Source organism: Pseudomonas sp. TWI628 (assembly GCF_039673865.1).
Classification (GTDB): domain Bacteria; phylum Pseudomonadota; class Gammaproteobacteria; order Pseudomonadales; family Pseudomonadaceae; genus Aquipseudomonas.
Window position 1 is genome coordinate 1 of sequence record NZ_JBDJMM010000054.1, and the last position, 17,927, is coordinate 17,927.

General features: G+C 62.8%; 17 protein-coding genes and 1 pseudogene. 14 read left to right on the top strand and 4 right to left on the bottom strand.

Annotated elements, in window-relative coordinates; genetic code table 11:
- From ABE528_RS26940 to ABE528_RS26965, 6 genes and pseudogenes are all read left to right on the top strand, one after another.
- A pseudogene (locus ABE528_RS26940) lies at positions 1-1,480 on the top strand (hypothetical protein); the annotation flags it as partial.
- Entirely contained in the window at positions 1,480-2,283 is an 804-nt protein-coding gene (locus ABE528_RS26945; RefSeq protein WP_346654587.1) for a DUF6708 domain-containing protein, read from the top strand. The pseudogene ABE528_RS26940 and the gene ABE528_RS26945, both read left to right, overlap by 1 nt.
- A gap of 292 nt (positions 2,284-2,575) precedes the next feature.
- The gene (locus ABE528_RS26950) at positions 2,576-2,827 is read left to right on the top strand and encodes a hypothetical protein (protein ID WP_346654588.1); all 252 of its coding nucleotides are present in this window, start codon (positions 2,576-2,578) and stop codon (positions 2,825-2,827) included.
- A gap of 78 nt (positions 2,828-2,905) precedes the next feature.
- Positions 2,906-3,289 (top strand): VOC family protein, encoded by a 384-nt coding sequence (locus ABE528_RS26955; protein WP_346654589.1) that lies wholly within the window; start codon positions 2,906-2,908, stop codon positions 3,287-3,289.
- A gap of 104 nt (positions 3,290-3,393) precedes the next feature.
- Positions 3,394-4,113 (top strand): TorF family putative porin, encoded by a 720-nt coding sequence (locus ABE528_RS26960; protein WP_346654590.1) that lies wholly within the window; start codon positions 3,394-3,396, stop codon positions 4,111-4,113.
- A gap of 12 nt (positions 4,114-4,125) precedes the next feature.
- Complete coding sequence (locus ABE528_RS26965; protein WP_346654591.1) at positions 4,126-4,770, top strand: cupin domain-containing protein; 645 nt, start codon at positions 4,126-4,128, stop codon at positions 4,768-4,770.
- Here the strand turns inward: ABE528_RS26965 and ABE528_RS26970 are convergent.
- A complete protein-coding gene (locus ABE528_RS26970; RefSeq protein ID WP_346654592.1) occupies positions 4,756-5,292 on the bottom strand; it encodes a hypothetical protein in 537 nt (178 codons plus the stop codon). The two genes, ABE528_RS26965 and ABE528_RS26970, sit on opposite strands and share 15 nt — an antisense overlap.
- A 201-nt stretch (positions 5,293-5,493) precedes the next feature.
- Positions 5,494-6,381 carry a LysR family transcriptional regulator gene (locus tag ABE528_RS26975; RefSeq protein ID WP_152956910.1) on the bottom strand — a complete coding sequence of 296 codons (888 nt, stop codon included), beginning with the start codon at positions 6,379-6,381 and terminating at the stop codon, positions 5,494-5,496.
- A gap of 126 nt (positions 6,382-6,507) precedes the next feature.
- Here ABE528_RS26975 and ABE528_RS26980 point away from each other — a divergent pair, with 126 nt between their 5' ends.
- The 8 genes from ABE528_RS26980 (at position 6,508) to dctM (ending at position 15,028) form a co-directional block, all read left to right on the top strand.
- Positions 6,508-7,347: a MaoC family dehydratase N-terminal domain-containing protein gene (locus tag ABE528_RS26980; RefSeq protein WP_152956909.1), complete on the top strand. Its 840-nt coding sequence runs from the start codon at positions 6,508-6,510 to the stop codon at positions 7,345-7,347.
- Positions 7,348-7,367: 20 nt separating this feature from the next.
- Positions 7,368-8,531: an acyl-CoA dehydrogenase family protein gene (locus ABE528_RS26985; RefSeq protein ID WP_346654593.1), complete on the top strand. Its 1,164-nt coding sequence runs from the start codon at positions 7,368-7,370 to the stop codon at positions 8,529-8,531.
- 10 nt (positions 8,532-8,541) lie between these two features.
- Positions 8,542-9,891, top strand: a complete 1,350-nt coding sequence (locus ABE528_RS26990; protein ID WP_346654594.1) for an MmgE/PrpD family protein — start codon at positions 8,542-8,544, stop codon at positions 9,889-9,891.
- 18 nt (positions 9,892-9,909) lie between these two features.
- Complete coding sequence (locus tag ABE528_RS26995) at positions 9,910-11,109, top strand: CaiB/BaiF CoA-transferase family protein (RefSeq protein ID WP_152956906.1); 1,200 nt, start codon at positions 9,910-9,912, stop codon at positions 11,107-11,109.
- Positions 11,106-11,924: a CoA ester lyase gene (locus ABE528_RS27000; protein ID WP_346654595.1), complete on the top strand. Its 819-nt coding sequence runs from the start codon at positions 11,106-11,108 to the stop codon at positions 11,922-11,924. Before ABE528_RS26995 ends, ABE528_RS27000 begins: the two co-directional genes overlap by 4 nt.
- Before the next feature lie 119 nt (positions 11,925-12,043).
- Positions 12,044-13,042, top strand: a complete 999-nt coding sequence (locus ABE528_RS27005) for a TRAP transporter substrate-binding protein (RefSeq protein ID WP_152956904.1) — start codon at positions 12,044-12,046, stop codon at positions 13,040-13,042.
- Positions 13,043-13,112: 70 nt separating this feature from the next.
- Positions 13,113-13,745, top strand: coding sequence for a TRAP transporter small permease (locus ABE528_RS27010; protein WP_346654596.1), 633 nt, complete (start codon positions 13,113-13,115; stop codon positions 13,743-13,745).
- Positions 13,745-15,028: a C4-dicarboxylate TRAP transporter large permease protein DctM gene (dctM, locus tag ABE528_RS27015; protein WP_152956902.1), complete on the top strand. Its 1,284-nt coding sequence runs from the start codon at positions 13,745-13,747 to the stop codon at positions 15,026-15,028. Before ABE528_RS27010 ends, dctM begins: the two co-directional genes overlap by 1 nt.
- Before the next feature lie 39 nt (positions 15,029-15,067).
- On the opposite strand, the gene ABE528_RS27020 is transcribed toward dctM, so the two are convergent.
- Complete coding sequence (locus tag ABE528_RS27020; protein ID WP_152956901.1) at positions 15,068-15,949, bottom strand: LysR substrate-binding domain-containing protein; 882 nt, start codon at positions 15,947-15,949, stop codon at positions 15,068-15,070.
- A gap of 65 nt (positions 15,950-16,014) precedes the next feature.
- A complete protein-coding gene (ggt, locus tag ABE528_RS27025) occupies positions 16,015-17,817 on the bottom strand; it encodes a gamma-glutamyltransferase (RefSeq protein WP_346654597.1) in 1,803 nt (600 codons plus the stop codon).
- Positions 17,818-17,927 lie beyond the last annotated feature (110 nt).

The window sequence follows — 17,927 nt, forward strand, 5'->3', positions numbered from 1 at the left end:
AGACGTGAAGGCCGGCATTTTCAGGCAAGCAGGCAAAGTCAAACCCATCATCCAGACCGGATTGTTGAGCCTTGCCGTGCTCGACCCGAAAGTGGCACATCAGGTGATCCCCGTCAGCGTCTGGGTCGAGGGTACGGCGTATGAGCTACATGAACGATTGGCCAAGGAGGTGAAACTCAATGTCAATCAGCTAAATGATGCCGCGAAAATGGCGCTGGTGGACATCAACGTCGCGGCAGGAACACTGGAGTTGGATGCACGGAACGCGCTGAATGGCATGAAAATCAGCGCTGGGCAGGCTTCAAAATTGGTACGGGACAGCTTTACGGGACTGCGAGGAACGGGAAAAGGCTGGGAGCTTTTGCTTTCGTTGGGCGGGCTTTTCTTGATGAGCGACAGCCTTGACAAAAATCTCAAATCTGCTGAAAAGTCAATTGGCTACATATCTCACGAGGCACTTATAGCCTTGTACGGGAATGCCATAGGACTTATGGGTGGCGGCATAGAGGCCATTGGGCTTTTCATGCCACACAGAGCGACTACGATTAATAAATTTTCTCTGGGGCGAGCCGTCGCCAGTACTGGAGCAATAATAAGCGCAGCCAGTGGTTTTATCGACGCACTTCAGTCGTTACTTGCAGCCTCACGCACATTCAAAGCAGGTGACGACACCTCAGGTTGGAGTTATCTTACTGCCGCAGTCATAAGCAGCACAGGAAGTTATTTTGCAATTAAAGCGGTAGCCCTTCCTTTTATAATCGGCCCTTTAGGTGTAGCAATTTCGCTTAGCCTCATTGCCTATGCCATAAGTAAAAAATCCACTAACAATGAATCAACCCCACTTGAGCGATGGACAAAAAGATGCCATTTCGGATTTGCCAACGAAACTCCAAAAATCCATTGGGATTCGCCAAATTTTGCAGATATCGCTTTATCAGAACTAAATTCAGCCACACTGGGAATTTCAGGACAGTTGATATTTAAGACACATATGTCAGAGTATGCCGCCAAGTCAAAAATCGGTGGTCTTGTCCGCGTCGAAACAACGCAACACATAAATTTCCATTTACAACTCCCGCATTTCAATGAATCAACATCAAGCTTCCACCTTTTAGTCGCAGTCCATCGCAATGGCGACGGATACGCTCCAAATATAAAAGGTGGGGAATTGATTGTAAATGAATCTTATTTTCCACCAAGCATCACTGCGAGAGCTTCAGCACTCGCATCGTTAAGAACTTCAAACAAGCCCAAGATCCCCGACTATATAAACGAAAATACACGCATTATTAGACATAGGGATAAGACAAACGATACCAAAGAGACCACCTACTTCGTACAATCCATAAGCGGAACCATAGAACTCACTCCTGATATCGGCAAACACAACATATTGACGGCATCATTAAATCTAACGTACTGGCCAGATCGCAATATACCCGACGCCTATGCCGAAATCGCCTTGCAGGAGGAAAATTAATGGAGTTTCTAAAACGCGAGCTTGGCTGGAAATATGACCTCCCCACTCCAAGCTCTCCTTCCGAACTTAGCCCAGAGACGAACCATGTCTATCCTACTCCCAACCACATCTGTGAAGACTACATTGAAATCCCCAGATCGTTTCACAGACTGCGAGGCTATAGCAGCATAGTCGGTGGCTTTCTGCTTCTTGCATTTAGTGCAATGATACTTTGGTTCATTTTTGATACACTCACCCGCCCTTCAAAAGTCAACTTTGAGCTCACAACTACAATTATAGGCTCATACTTACTCTTACTCTTCTTAACGATTCCCTACATCCGCATGGACATCGAGTGTCCGCGTGACGAACCCATACGTTTCAACAGACATCGTCAAAAAGTCTACTTCTACCAATACAGATTCGACCGCCTCCACCCTCTTGGACAAAAGAACTGGGGTGTGAAGCCTGTCGCTTACGACTGGAAAGACATTACCCTGGAGGTTTATCGTATCTATGCGCCCATGGGCTATGGTGGTTTACTGGAAAAAGTCATGATTTCCGTACGCAAACCTGGCACTGACGAGGTCATTGATCGCATGCACTTTGCCGACAGCCTTTGGAAGGGCGAACAATATTGGGCCATCGTCAGGCGCTTCATGCACGAAGGTCCCGGCGCACTTCCCGATTTTTACTATGCGCCAACTGACTGGCATTGCGACAATCCACACAATCCTTTTGATCGGTTATTACCAAAGGTCAATTGGCCGACGGAAATGGACGTGGAATCCCGGACCGCCCCCGCCTCAGTAACGCAACCATAAAGTTTGTCGTGTTAATCGGCCAATGCCCTATCTGCCCAATCCACGGCAAAAACGCCGTGGAAGCCGGCACCCCATATGGATAGGGCCGCTATGCGGCCCCTCGCCACGACAACTCAGTTCCCACAGGCTTCTCGCAAGCTTCGGCATCCAAGAAACCCTGAGAAAGCATCCAGGCGGAGGGCTTGCAGCAACCTCAATAGTCACTATCGACACCACCAATTTCTACCCATCGTCATCAACCCATAACCTAGCCCCATCGATTCCCACCGCCCGAATCCTGGAGCTTCCCCCGATGAACACCACGGCCCGCCTGCTGCTCGCTGCCCTCTCCGCCACCGCGATCGCCGTGCTCACCGGTTGCGCCAGCCACCCGGAACTGCGCCCCTACACCGCCGAGGAAACCCGCCAGCTGCAACTGGAGGCCATCCAGCGCCAGGGCCTGTCGCTGGATGAATACGAGCTGCGCAAGCGCGTCATCGAACGGTCCGCCAGCCAGCAGGTGGTCACCGATGTCGCCGAGGCGCAGCCTGCAATCAAAGGCTGAGTTGAAAGACCGGCTCAGCGCACTATCATGGCCCTGCCCGGACTGATCGCCTTCAGTCCCTGACACCGAGGCTGGCCAATGATCGATCACCTGGACCACCTGGTCCTCACCACCACCGATGTCGAAGCCTGCACCGATTTCTACACGCGCGTGTTGGGCATGCAACTGGAAACCTTCGGCAATCACCGCCTGGCGCTGCGCTACGGCAACCAGAAAATCAACATCCATGTACGCGGCCATGAATTCGAGCCCAAGGCACATCTGCCGGTACCCGGCGCCCTGGATCTGTGCTTCATCAGCAAGGTCGGCCTGGAACAGGTGATCGCGCACCTGCAGAAGGCGCAATGGCCAATCATCGAAGGCCCCGTTGCACGCACTGGCGCAACTGGCCCGATCCGCTCGGTGTACGTACGTGACCCTGACCTGAACCTGATCGAAATTGCCGAACCACTCGGGGCATGAACGGCCCTCGACCAATGGTCGAGTAATGGCCACCGCTGGTAGCCCTCTGCGGGCAACGCAGGTATCCTCAGCCGCTCAAGCGCAAGCCTTCCAGGACGGTGACCATGACCAGGCCCCTTCTGTTGCTGACTGTGGCCCTTCTCTCGAGCCCGGCGCTGCACGCGCAACAGATCCAGCGCCAACTGGGCGTTTTCGACTTCAAGCTCGGCACCACGCCCTCGCGCAGCATGGCCCAGGGCCTGATCTCGCCGAGTGCGGTGGGCGCCTTCCACGGCGGCCTCGACCTCAGCCACCCCAACGGCTGGTACCTCGGCCAGTACGCGCCGAGCATGGGCGTGACGCCGGATTCCACCCTGCGCCTGGACAGCTACACCGGTTACAAGCACCACTTCGACAGCACCCTGGGCTATGAAGTGGGGCTGATCCACTACAGCCAGCCGAACATCGCCGGCCCCGACAGCTACGCCCTGTACGGCGGCATCTCGGTACTGGGCAGCCGTTTCGGCGGTGCCTGGCGCGACAACCCGGACAACCGCACCGGTACGCTGTTCGCCGACTTCGGCCAGTTGCCGTTGTTCGATGTCGACCTGACCGTCAAGCTCGCCCACCACCGCCTGGGCACGCCCTTCACCATCGGCGACGGCAGCCACATCAGCGGGTTTTCCGACTGGTCGCTGGAGCTGTCGCGGCCATGGCTAGGCATCGACCTGAACCTGATCTACAGTAACTCCGACCTCAGCGGCAGTGGCTGTGACGCCTATGCCGGCATCAACACCTATTGCGAAAGCATGGTCACAATCAAAGCCCAGCGCAGCTTCTTCTAACGTGGCCTTACCATGCTCCCGGACCGCCTGAACGCCGACCTGACCTTGCCCGCCATCATGCACGGTGCCGACCTGCCCTGGCTGGCCAGCCCGCTGCCCGGCGTCGAGCGCCGCCCGCTGTTTCGCATTGGCGGCGAAAAGGCCCGCGCCACCAGCCTGGTGCGCTATGCCCCCGGCAGCCATTTCAATGCCCACCAGCACCCTGGCGGCGAGGAATTTTTGGTGCTGGAAGGTGTGTTCGAAGATGAGCGCGGTCAGTACCCTGCGGGCAGCTATGTGCGCAACCCGCCTGGCAGTGCTCACGCGCCACGGTCTGGTGCGGGCTGCATGATCTTCGTCCGCCTGCAGCAGTTTCATCCTGAAGATGGCCAACAGCTGGTCGCAACGCTATCGACGCTGGGCGATCAACTGCTGTTTTCGAACGACCATGAACAGGTGTTTCTGAAGCACGTGCTACCCGGCGCCCCAGTCTGCCTGGACAACCCACGTGGACTGGAATGCCTGCTTTTGCAAGGCAGCCTGGACGGCGCGGACTTTAGCCTTCAGCCGCTGAGTTGGATGCGCCTGCCGGCAGGTACGCCCTTGCAGGCGCACGCCGGCGTGCAGGGCGCACGCCTGTGGTTCAAAGACGTCGAGCCTACCCTAGGACTGGGATAATGAAGCCGTTCTGACGGCAGTTGCCTTCTGCGCGTGACGATTGAGGGTCTTGCGCCCAGCACCATTTTTAGCTTTGGACTTTCCCGCATACAGCGCATCCCAGCCCTTCATCGCAAGCGCTACCGTTCTTGGCACGGGCTTCTCTCCACTGCGGTAGTAGGCCAGCATTCTTCGACTCAAACCCAGCTCTTGCGCTGCTCGGTCCAGAGTCATCCCATGCTTGGCCATCCAGTTCCAGATCAGCTCGTGCGAGCACTCGCCAGCCTGCTCCACTGCCCGCGCACGGAGGTTGTCGGCAGCCAGTTCCAGATTGTCGTCATTTGCCCAGATGACAGTGTCATTCCACTCGCCTAACGCTGCAGTTGCAAAAACGGCAGGATCGGCAAGCGGTTGCAAAGTCGGGTTCCTGGCGATGATCTCGTCCAGCTTCACCGGAAGCTGTTCACCGTCCGCGAAGGTCAGCAGCAAGGACCCGGGGGCGAGCACTGCAATGGCTTGTAACTGGAAATGCTTGTTGGTCATTGATTCAACTCCTTCCATTTGGCAAGCAGTTGAGGTCTGTTCTATGCGGTACATGCAAATCGAACAGTCAGAAAGCCGATGGATCGTAGGCATAGGAAGAGTATAGAGTGCAATGATTGCACCGAACAGTAGCACCCTTGGTCGCTACGCTCCTCCAGGAAAATGTAAGTACTGCTTTCAGCAGAACCGGCCCAGACAACCTCAAGCTTCCGGCATCAACGTCGCAATCAACGCCCGCACCGTCCCCGGCAACGCCTCCAGCTCACGCACCAGAATGCTCCGTTCACGCACCGCCCACGGTTCATCCAGGCTGATGGTCACCAGCTCCATGGTCTGGCTGTGCCGCAGCGCTGCCGACTCGGGGATGATGCCGATGCCCACCCCCGCCTCCACCAGCCGGCAGATCGCCTCGAAGCTCGACAGCTGGATGCGCAGCGACAGGTTCAACCCCATGCGCTCCACATGGTCACGCAAAAAGCTCAGCAAGGTGCTGCCGTCGTGCAGGCCGATATGCTGGAAGTCCAGAGTCTGCTTCAAGGTCACCGTCTTGCAGCCAGCCAGTTCATGGCCCGCCGGGACAATCAGCACCAGCCGGTCGGTGCTGAAGTGCATCACCTGCAAGCCACTGGCCTCCACCGGGCCGGCGATGATGCCCATGTCGCTGCTGCCGTCGAGCACACCGCGCACGATGTCCCGCGACAGGCGCTCCTGCAGGTCGACGGTCACCCCGGGGCGCTTGGCCATGAAGCCAGCCAGCACTTCCGGCAGGAATTCGGTGACGGCGGTGGTGTTGGCGAAAATGCGGATATGCCCGGCCAGGTCGGTGCCGAACTGGGTGAACTCGGCTTTCAGGTAATCGACCTGGCGCATGATCAGGCGGGCATGCATCAGCAGCTTGTGCCCCGCAGGGGTCAGTTCCACGCCACGGCTGTCGCGGTACAGCAGGCGCGTGTCGAGCTGGGCTTCCAGCGCCTTGACCCGCGCACTGGCGGCGGCCGGCGAAAGAAACGCCCGGCGTGCGCCCTGGGTCAGGCTCGGCGATTCGCCGATATGGATGAAAAGCCGCAAATCTGCCAGGTCGAAATGCATGGGGAGGTCCGGTCGTGGCGATGGCGTTCAGCATACATGAACGCTGCCTTACACAAATGCAAATTCACAGAATGCCAGGCGCCTCGCATGATCGGCCCATAACAACAAATGCAGAGGCCCATGGTTATGACTGCTTCCCACCCGCCCATCGACTACAGCGCCTGGATCGGCCGCACGGAAGAGGCCGTCGATGAGCTCAGCCGCAACCTGATCAAGCGCATCGCCGCCACCTTCGGCGAAACCGCACCCGCCGTCGGCCAACCGCTGCCACCGCTGTGGATGTGGTGCTTCTTCCAGGAGCCAGTGGCCGAAGCGCAACTGGGCGCGGACGGCCACCCGGCGCGCGGCGGCTTCCTGCCTCCGGCCGACAACCGTAACCGCATGTGGGCTGGCGGGCGGGTCGAGTTCATCGCCCCGCTCACGGTCGGCGCCGAAGCCCATCGCCTGTCGACCATCCTGCACATCGAAGAAAAACACGGCCGTACCGGCGCGCTGCTGTTCGTAACCGTGCGCCACGATTACTCGCAACACGGCCAGCTGTGCGTGCGCGAAGAGCAGGACATCGTCTACCGCGAGCCCAACCCACCAAAGCTCGACAGCGCCGCGGCCGACGCACCGGCCGACTGGAGCGAAGCGGTCACGCCGACGCCGACCCTGCTGTTCCGTTACTCCGCCGTAACCTTCAACGGTCACCGCATCCACTACGACTTCCCCTACGTCAGCGAAACCGAAGGCTACGCCGGCCTGGTCGTGCACGGCCCGATGATCGCCACCCTGAACCTGCGTGCGTTCATCCGCGCCAACCCTGGCAAGCGCGTGCGCCATTTCGCCTACCGCGGCGTGCGCCCGCTGACCGTACCCACCCCGTTCGAAGTGGCCGGGCGCATCAGCGCACCTGGCCAGGCCCAGCTGTGGGCCGGCAACGCCGCGGGCGTGGCGCAGAGCGCCGACGTGCTTTTCGACTGATACCAGACAGGGAATCCCCCATGCATACGTACGACAGTGATGACCTCAACGCCATCCGCGAAGGCGTGCGCGCCTTGTGCGCCGAGTTCGACGCCAGCTACTGGCGCAAGATCGATGAAGAAAAGGGCTTCCCGGAGGCCTTCGTCAAGGCCATGACCGACGCCGGCTGGCTGTCGGCGATGATCCCGGAAGCGTACGGCGGCTCGGGCCTGGGCCTGGCCGAGGCCTCGGTGATCCTCGAAGAGGTGAACGCCTGCGGTGGCAACTCCGGCACCGTGCACGGGCAGATGTACAACATGTTCACCCTGCTGCGCCACGGCAGCGAGGAACAGAAACGCCACTACCTGCCCAAGCTCGCCAGCGGCGAGCTGCGCCTGCAGTCGATGGGCGTGACCGAGCCTACCACCGGCACCGACACCACCAAGATCAAGACCAGCGCCGTGCGCCAGGGCGACAAGTACGTGATCAATGGCCAGAAGGTGTGGATCTCGCGCATCCAGCATTCGGACCTGATGATCCTGCTGGCGCGCACCACGCCCTTGCCGGAGGTGAAGAAAAAGTCCGAGGGCATGTCGATCTTCCTGGTTGACCTGCGTGAAGCCATCTGCAACGGCCTGACCGTGCAGCCCATCGCCAACATGGTCAACCACGAGACCAACGAGCTGTTCTTCGACAACCTCGAACTGCCGGCCAGCAGCCTGATCGGTGAAGAAGGCAAAGGCTTCCGCTACATCCTCGACGGCCTCAATGCCGAGCGCACGCTGATCGCCGCCGAGTGCATCGGCGATGGCCGCTGGTTCGTTGAAAAGGCCAGCGCCTACGCCCGTGACCGCGTGGTGTTCGGCCGCCCGATCGGGCAGAACCAGGGCGTGCAGTTCCCCATCGCCGAAGCCCATATCGAGATCGAGGCCGCCGACCTGATGCGCTGGCGCGCCTGCGCCGAGTACGACAGCGGGCAGAACGCCGGGGCCAGCGCCAACATGGCCAAGTACCTGGCGGCCAAGGCCTCGTGGGAGGCGGCCAATGCCTGCCTGCAGACCCACGGCGGCTTCGGCTTTGCCTGCGAATACGACGTCGAGCGCAAGTTCCGCGAAACCCGCCTGTACCAGGTGGCGCCGATCTCCACCAACCTGATCCTGTCCTACGTGGCCGAGCACCTGCTCGAGCTGCCACGCAGCTTCTGAGGGCCCGAGCATGCAGCATACCCAAGCCCTGGCGGGCTTCCTCGCCAACCTGCAATACGCACAGATCCCCGGCCACGTGCTGGACCGCACCGAAGAACTGTTCCTCGACTGGCTCGGCTCGGCCCTGGCCAGCCAGGGCGCGCACCCGATCCCGCTGTTCGAACGTTACGCCGAACGCATGGGCCCCGCCCAAGGCAGCGCCCGCGTGCTGACCAACGGGCGCAGCTCATCGCCCTACTTCGCCGCGCTGGTCAACGGCGCCGCCTCGCACCTGGTGGAGCAGGACGACCTGCACAACAGCTCGGTGCTGCACCCGGCCACGGTGGTGTTCTCCGCCGTGCTGGCTGCGGCCCAGGACCTCGGCAAGTCCGGCCAGGACCTGCTGCTGGCCAGCGTCGCCGGCTATGAGGCAGGGATTCGCATCGGTGAATTTCTTGGCCGTTCGCACTATCGCATCTTCCACACCACGGCCACCGTCGGCACCCTGGCCGCCGCCGTGGGCGTAGGCAAGCTGCTGGGCTTCGACAAGGAACAGTTCATCAACCTGCTCGGCAGCGCCGGCACCCAGGCCGCCGGGCTCTGGGAATTCCTGCGCGATGCTGCCGACTCCAAACAGTTGCACACCGCCAAGGCCGCCGCCGATGGCCTGCTCGCCGCCTACCTGACCGCCGATGGCCTGAGCGGTGCGCGCAATATCCTCGAAGGTGACCAGGGCCTGGCTGCCGGCATGTCCACCGACGCTGACCCGGCGCGCCTTAGCGACTGCCTGGGCACGCGCTGGGCGCTGGCGGAAACCTCGTTCAAGTTTCACGCCTCGTGCCGCCATACCCACCCCGCCGCCGATGCACTGCTGCAGCTGATGCAACGCCAAGGCCTGACGCATGAGCAGATCGCCAAGGTGGTCACCCGCGTGCACCAGGGCGCCATCGATGTGCTGGGCCGTGTCACCACGCCAACCACCGTGCACCAGGCCAAGTTTTCCATGGGCACCGTGCTCGGCCTGATCGCCGTGCACGGCAGCGCACAGCTCATCGAATTCCGCGACCTGGCGCTGAGCGACCCACGGGTCGCCAGCTTCCGCGAAAAGGTGCAGATGCAGCTGGACCCTGAAGTGGATGCTGCCTACCCGGCCCGCTGGCTCGGCCGGGTCGAGGTCACCTGCACCGATGGCCGCCGCTTCAGCGCCGCCATCGACGAGCCCAAGGGCGACCCCGGCAACACCCTCTCGCGCCCCGAGCTGGAAGCCAAGTTCCAACGCTTGCTGGCCTATTCCGGCGCCCGCAGCCCGGCCCAGGGCCAGGCCCTGATCGAACAGGTCTGGCAGTTGCGCGATACGCGCTCGCTGGCCGCACTGCACTGATGACGAACAGGTGACCCCATGACCCAAACTGCCCCCCGCCCGCTGGACGGCATCACCGTCGTCAGCCTGGAACATGCCATCGCCGCGCCCTTCTGCACCCGCCAGCTGGCTGACCTGGGCGCCCGTGTGATCAAAGTCGAACGGCCCGGCAGCGGTGACTTCGCCCGTGGCTACGACCAGCGCGTCGATGGCCTGGCCTCGCACTTCGTGTGGACCAACCGCTCCAAGGAAAGCCTCACCCTCGACCTCAAGCAGAAGGCCGCCGACAGCATCCTCGAGGCCCTGCTGGCCAAGGCCGACGTGCTCGTGCAAAACCTCGCCCCCGGCGCTGCGGCACGCATGGGCCTGTCGTTCGACGCCTTGCACCAGCGCTTCCCGCGCCTGATCGTCTGCGACATCTCCGGCTACGGCGCAGGCGGCCCATATGAAAAGAAGAAGGCCTACGACCTGCTGATCCAGAGCGAGGGCGGCTTTCTGTCGGTGACTGGCGGCCCCGGCGACGAGGAAATGGCCAAGGCCGGCTGCTCGATCGCCGACATCGCCGCCGGCATGTATGCCTACACCGGTGTGCTGTCGGCGTTGCTGCTGCGCGACAAGACTGGCCTGGGCAGCCGCATCGACGTGTCGATGCTGGAGAGCCTGGTGGAGTGGATGGGCTACCCGATGTACTACGCCTACAACGGCGCACCGCCACCACCGCGCGCGGGTGCCTCGCACTCGACCATCTACCCGTACGGGCCGTTCCCCACCGGCGGTGGCGGCACGATCATGCTCGGCTTGCAGAATGAACGGGAATGGGCGCTGTTTTGCGAAAAGGTGCTGCTCGACCCGGCGCTGGCCAGCGATGACCGCTTCAGCGCCAATTACAAGCGCTCGGACAACCGCGAGGTGCTGCGCCAGGTCATCGTCGAGCGCTTTGCCGCCCTGTCGCTGGACGAGGTGGTGGCGCGCCTGGAAGATGCCCAGATCGCCAACGCCCGGGTCAACGACATGCACGGCGTATGGCAGCACCCGCAGCTGCAGGCCCGCGACAGCTGGCGTGAAGTGGACAGCCCGGCCGGCAAGTTGCCGTCGCTGCTGCCACCGGGGCGCAATGCCGCCTTCACCCCACGCATGGATGCCGTGCCGGCGCTGGGGCAGCACACCGCGGGCATCCTTGCGGAGCTCGGCTTGAGCGCAGAACAGCGAGCCAGCCTGGCCGCAGGGGGCGTTGTATGAACGCGGTGCGCTCCGCCCTGTTCGTGCCTGGCAGCCGCCCCGAACGTTTCGCCAAGGCCCTGGCGGCAGGTGCCGATGTGGTGATCGTCGACTTTGAGGATGCCGTGGAGGAGCCGCTGAAACAGCAGGCCCGTGACCACCTGGCGGCCTTTCTGCAGGCCACGCCGCAGGCCTCGGTATGGGTGCGGGTGAATGCGCCGCAGCATCAACAGCACGCTGGCGACCTGGCCTTCTGCGCACAGTATCCGGGGGTCGCCGGGCTGCTGTTGCCCAAGGTGGAGAACGCCGCTCAGGTCGCGGTGGCCTGGCACGGCGGCAAGCCCGTGTGGCCAATCATCGAAAGCGCCAAGGGCCTGTTGGCACTGGCTCAGATTGCCGCGGCTGAAGGCGTCGAGCGCTTGTCGTTCGGCAGCCTCGACCTGGCGCTGGACCTGGGGTTGAACACCGAGAGCGAGGCGGCCCGGCAGTTTCTCGACCAGGCGCGCATGGCGGTGCAGTTGCATTCCCGGGGGGCTGGCCTGCTGCCGCCACTGGATGGGGTGTTCCCGGCCATCGCCGATGCCGAGGGGCTGCAACGGGCCATGCGGCATGCCTACGACATGGGCTATGGCGGGGCGTTGTGCATTCATCCGCAGCAGGTGGCGGTGATTCATGCAGCACTGGCGCCGAGTGCCGAGGAGCTGGCATGGGCGCGGCGGGTGCTGGCCGCGAGTGCGGCGGCCAATGGCGCCGGGGCCTTCCAGCTGGACGGGCAGATGGTCGACGCGCCGGTGGTGTTGCGGGCGCAGCGGTTGCTGGCCGGAAATCTCGACTGAACATGCCGCGTTCACCTTAGCCGAACGCCGCCTTACACAAATGCTGATTCTCCACACGCAGCCCGTTGGTCCATCTTTACCCTCAATCCTCCTACAACAATAAATCAGAGGTGACACCGATGTTGAAGCTGACCCAGGCGCTATTCTGCGCCGCCGCAGTGTCCATGGCAGGCCTGGCCCAGGCCGCCGACCCGATCGTCATCAAGTTCGCCCACGTGGTGGCCGACAGCACGCCCAAGGGCCAGGGCGCGCTGATGTTCCAGAAGCTGGTCGCCGCCGACCCGCAGCTCAAGGACAAGGTCAAGGTCGAGGTCTACCCCAACTCTTCACTGTTCGGCGATGGCAAGGAAATGGAAGCCCTGCTGCTCGGCGATGTGCAGATGCTGGCGCCCTCGCTGGCCAAGTTCGAGCACTACAACAAACAGGTGCAGATCTTCGACCTGCCGTTCCTGTTCAACGACCTGGCCGCCGTCGACCGCTTCCAGCAAGGCCCGCAAGGCAAGGCGCTGCTGACCTCGATGGAAGACAAGGGCATCCGTGGCCTGGCCTACTGGCACAACGGCCTCAAGCAGCTGTCGGCAAACAAGAAGGTGATCCTGCCCAAGGATGCCCGCGGCCTGAAGTACCGCGTGCAAGCCTCCAGCGTGCTTGAAGAGCAGTTCAAGGCGATCCGCGCCAACCCGCGCAAGATGAGCTTCGCCGAGGTCTACCAGGGCCTGCAGACCGGCACCGTCAACGGCACCGAGAACACCTGGTCGAACTACGAAAGCCAGAAGGTCAACGAGGTGCAGCCGTTCTTCACCGAAACCAACCACGGCCTGATCGACTACATGGTGATCACCAACGCCAAGTTCTGGAACGGCCTGCCCGAGGACGTGCGCGGCGAGCTGCAGAAGATCATGGATGAGGTCACCGTCGAGGTGAACAAGCAGGCTGAAGCCCTCAACCAGACCTCGCGGCAGAAGATCATCGACGCCAAGACCAGCGAGATCGACGCGCTGACCGCCGAACAGCGCGAGCAATGGCGTGAAGCCATGCGCCCGGTGTGGGAGAAATTCTCCGACCAGATCGGCGCTGACCTGATCAAGGCCGCCAACGACGCCAACAAGGCCTCCTGACCCTTCATGCGCCCCACCCCGGCCACCCGCGGTACGGGTGGCCTGCCCTTTCTCTGTCTGGAGATATCCTATGCAATCGCTCAGGCGTGTCTGGGAGCACTTCGAGGAAGGCATGATTGCCTTTCTCCTGGCGGCCATGACCTTGGTGACCTTCCTCTACGTGGCGCTGAACAACCTCTACACGATGTTCTACAGCCTTAGTGATCACTGGGCGTTCGCCAGCGACCTGCTGCTCGGTATCGGCGACCACCTGATGGCCTACGCCCAGGACATGACCTGGAGCATCGCCCTGACCAAGGCGCTGTTCGGCTGGCTGATCTTCTTCGGTATCTCCTACGGCGTGCGCACCGCCGGCCACCTCGGCGTCGATGTGCTGGTGCGGCGCACGCCCAAGCCGGTGCAACGGCTACTGGCGATGATCGCCTGCGCCTGCTGCCTGGCTTATGCCGGGCTGTTCCTGGTGGCGAGCATCAAGTGGGTAAGCGCGGTGCTGGTGGCCGGCATCGGTGCCGAGGACCTTGACCGCTATGGCATCAAGGTCGGCCATATCGCGCTGATCGTGCCGCTGGGCTTTGCCCTGGTGATCGTCCGTTACCTGGAAATCCTTTACCGCCTGTTTACCCACCGCCAGTACGGCCTGGGCCTGGCCGACGAGGCCGCCGAAGCCAGCAAGCTGGCCCACCCCGGTGAGGAGCACCACTGATGACGGTTATCTGCCTGTTCCTGCTGCTGTTCGTGTTCATGTTCCTCGGCGTGCCGATCGCCATCTCCCTGGGCCTGTCGGGGGCGCTGTCGATCCTGATGTTCAGCCAGGACTCGCTCAGCTCGCTGGCGATCAAGCTGTTCGAGACCTCCGACAGCTACACCTTCCTGGCCATCCCGTTCTTCCTGCTGTCGGGCGCGTTCATGACCACCGGAGGCGTGGCCCAACGCCTCATCGACTTTGCCAACGCCTGCGTCGGGCATATCCGCGGCGGCCTGGCGATTGCCGCCGTGCTGGCGTGCATGCTGTTCGCCGCGCTGTCGGGTTCGTCGCCGGCCACCGTGGCCGCCGTCGGCTCGATTGCCGTGGCCGGCATGGTGCGCTCCGGCTACCCGCGCGAGTTCGGCGCCGGGATCATCTGCAATGCCGGCACCCTGGGCATCCTGATCCCGCCTTCGATCGTCATGGTGGTGTACTCGGCGGCCACCGAGACCTCGGTCGGCAAGCTGTTCATGGCCGGCGTGGTGCCGGGCATCCTGCTCGGTGTTGCCCTGATGGTGGCGATCTACATCGTCGCCCGCATCAAGAAGCTGCCGGCCCAGCCACGGGCCAGCTTCAGCGAATGGCTGCGCACCGCCCGGCGCGCATTCTGGGGCCTGTTGCTGCTGGTGATCATCCTCGGCGGCATCTACAGCGGCATGTTCACCCCCACCGAGGCGGCGGCGGTAGCGGCGGTGTACTCGGCGTTCATCGCGCTGTTCGTGTACAAGGACATGCGTCTGCGTGACTGCCCGAAAGTGCTGCTGGAGTCGGGCCGGCTGACCATCATGCTGCTGTTCATCATCGCCAACGCCATGCTCTTCGCCCACGTGCTGACCACCGAGCAGATCCCCCAGCAGATCACCCAGTGGGTGATGTCCGAAGGGCTGACGCCAATCGGCTTCCTGATCATGGTCAACATCGTGCTGCTGGTGGCCGGCAGCTTCATGGAACCGTCGGCGATCATCCTGATCCTCGCACCAATATTCTTCCCGATCGCCATGAAGCTGGGCATCGACCCGATTCACCTGGGCATCGTGATGGTGGTGAACATGGAGATCGGCCTGGTGCACCCGCCGGTGGGGCTGAACCTGTTCGTCACCTCGGCAGTGACTGGGCTGACCCTGGGGCAGACGATTCGCGCGGCGCTGCCGTGGTTGTCGATTTTGCTGCTGTTCCTGGTGCTGGTGACTTATGTGCCGTTCATCTCGTTGGCGCTGCCGGAGTGGCTGGGCATGCCATAGCCAGCGATTTGAAATAGTGTGCAAGCGTTGGAAGGTGGGTCAGATCCCACCGCCCTCAAGCAGCTGCGACATCACCCCGGCCAGATCCTTGACCATCACGTCCGCTGTCGGCTTGTGCACGATGACGATCTCGTAGCTGTCCACCTCCGGCAACCCCTGCACCTGCCCCAGCACCCGGTGCTCGCCAGTCGCCGCACGCGGTGGCAACAGGCTGATGCCCATGCCGTCAGCCACCGCCGCCTGGATGCCACTGAGGCTGGAGCTGGTGAAGCTGATGCGCCAGCGCCGGCCCATGCCTTCGATGGCGCTGATCATGTCTTCACGGTACAGCCCCCGTGGCGGGAAGGTCACCAGCGGAATCGGGTCGAGCTCGAACGCCGGCATGCGCGCACTGTCAATCCACTGCAGGCGCTCGGGCCAGCAGGCCACCCCCTCGCGGCTGTTGCGCCGCTGCTTGAGCAGCACCAGGTCGAGCTCGCCGTTGTCGTAGGCCTGGCTGAGGTCACGGCACAGGCCGCTGGTGACCTCCAGCTTGACCTGCGGGTGCAGGCGGCTGAACGCCGACAGCGCGTTGGTGGTGCGCCCGCCGACAAAATCCTCGGGCACGCCCAGGCGCACGGTGACCCCAACCATGGCGCCGGCCAAGGCTTCGAGCATCTGGTCGTTCAGCGCCAGCATGTGCCTGGCATAACCCAGCAGGGTCTGCCCGGCGTCGGTCGGCAACACGTCGCGGTTGCCGCGCACCAACAAGCGGTGGCCAACCATGTCTTCAAGGCGGCGCACTTTCTGGCTGATGGTCGACTGGGTCGAATGCAGGCGTGCAGCGGCGGTGGTGAAGCTGCCGCAATCGGCCACCACGACGATGGCGCGCAACAGGTCGAGGTCGAACAGGGCTCTATTCGATTTAACGCTGATGGACATCTTGGTATTCAACGACTGAATGACAAGATTGACTTCTACCACGCCACTCCAGGCCCGGCAACGCGCTAGTCGCCGAGCGCCACACCTTCACGCCGCGGGTCGGCACCACCGGCCCACCCTTCGGGGGTGCGCTGGATGATCTGCATGCCACTGGTCATGGTCATTGGCGTGACGTCATGGCCCCAGGCGCTGAGCTGGCGGACCAATGCAGGACTGACCAGTCCCGCCTCCACTTCAGTGCCGGCATTGCGGCTGCCGAAATTGGGCAGGTTGGCCGCCTGTTGCGGATCGAGATGCCAGTCCAGCAGGCCGATCAGCGCCTTGTTCACGTAGCCGATGATCTGCGAACCGCCAGGGGAGCCAAGGCTTGCCACCAGTTCGCCGGAGGCACGCGAGAACACCAGGGTTGGCGCCATCGCCGACAACGGGCGCTTGCCGGGCTGCACCCGGTTGGCCACCGGCTTGCCATGTTCCGCAGGCAGGAACGAAAAGTCGGTCAGGTGGTTGTTCAGCAGAAAACCGCCGACCATCAGGTGCGAACCGAAGGCGGACTCCACCGACGTGGTCATGGCCAGGGCCTGGCCGCTGTCATCGACAGCAGACAGGTGCGAGGTGGAAATCCGCAGTGGCGAGCGGTCGGGCGCCAGGGCCAGGTCGGCCCCCTGCGGGGTACCCGGGCGCGCGTGCTTCATGCTGTGGTCGCCGACCTGCCGGGCGCGCTCGGCGAGGTAGGCAGGGTCGAGCAACGACTTGACCGGCACCGGCACGTAATCGCTGTCGGCCAGGTACTGGGCACGGTCAGCGTAGGCCAGGCGCTCGGCTTCGGCGATCAGGTGCACGGCCTGCGGCAAAGGTTCGAGCCCCGCCACCGAGGGCACCTGGCGCGGCGGCAGGTCGGCCAGGTCGCGTTGCGCCGAGGCCTGCTGCAGGGCGTCGAGCATGCCCAGGGTCTGCAACACCGTCACCCCGCCGGACGACGGCGGCGGCATGCCGCAGATATTCCAGGCCTTGTACGCGCCACAGACCGGTTCGCGCGCCTTGGCCTGGTAACGCTGCAAATCCTCAAGTGACAACTGCCCTGCATTGGCGTGGTGACGCACTTCGGCCACCATGGCTTGGGCAATCTCACCCTTGTAGAAAGCCTCAGCGCCCTGCTCTGCGATGCGTTCGAAGGTCTGCGCGAGTGCAGGGTTACGCAGGATCGTGCCGACCGCCAGCGGCTCGCCCCGGTCATCCAGGAAGTAGCGCGCCATGGCCGGCGAGCGGGCAATGAAGGGGTCGCCGGCGACCAGCGCGTGCAGCCGTTCGGACACTGCGAAACCCTTGCGCGCCAGGGCGATGGCCGGTGCGAACAGGTCCTTCCATGGCAGTTTGCCGTGCTGATCATGGGCCAGTTGCAATGCCCGCAGCACGCCCGGAACCCCCACGGAGCGGCCGCCGATCTGCGCTGCACGAAACGCCATGGGCGCCCCGTCCGCTTGCAGGAACAACGTTTCCGTCACCCCTGCCGGTGCCGCTTCGCGGCCGTCGAAGGCCTGCACGCGCTGGCCATCCCAGTACAGGATGAATGCCCCACCACCAATACCGCTGGATTGCGGCTCGACCAAGGTCAGCACCATCTGCATGGCAATCGCCGCATCGATGGCGCTGCCACCGGCACGCAGCATCGCCCGCCCCGCTTCGCTGGCCAACGGGTTGGCAGCCGCCACCATGTGCCGGCTGGCGTGCACCGGCTGCAGGCCACTGCGGTAGCCGGACTGCAGCTCTGGGGGCGTGGGCAGCGGCTGGTCGGCCCAGGTGACGGCGCTGGTGGCAGACAGGCACAGCGCGGTGACCAGCAGTTTGAGGAATGGGAGGTGGCGGGGCATAGGGTTGCGTCCTTTCGGGTGTTCGCCGAAAGGTATTCGGCGCCTGTTAGATCGAGCGCCGCCCGCGCGGCGCATCGCGAGCTGCGCTCGCTCCTACGATTGTTTCGGGC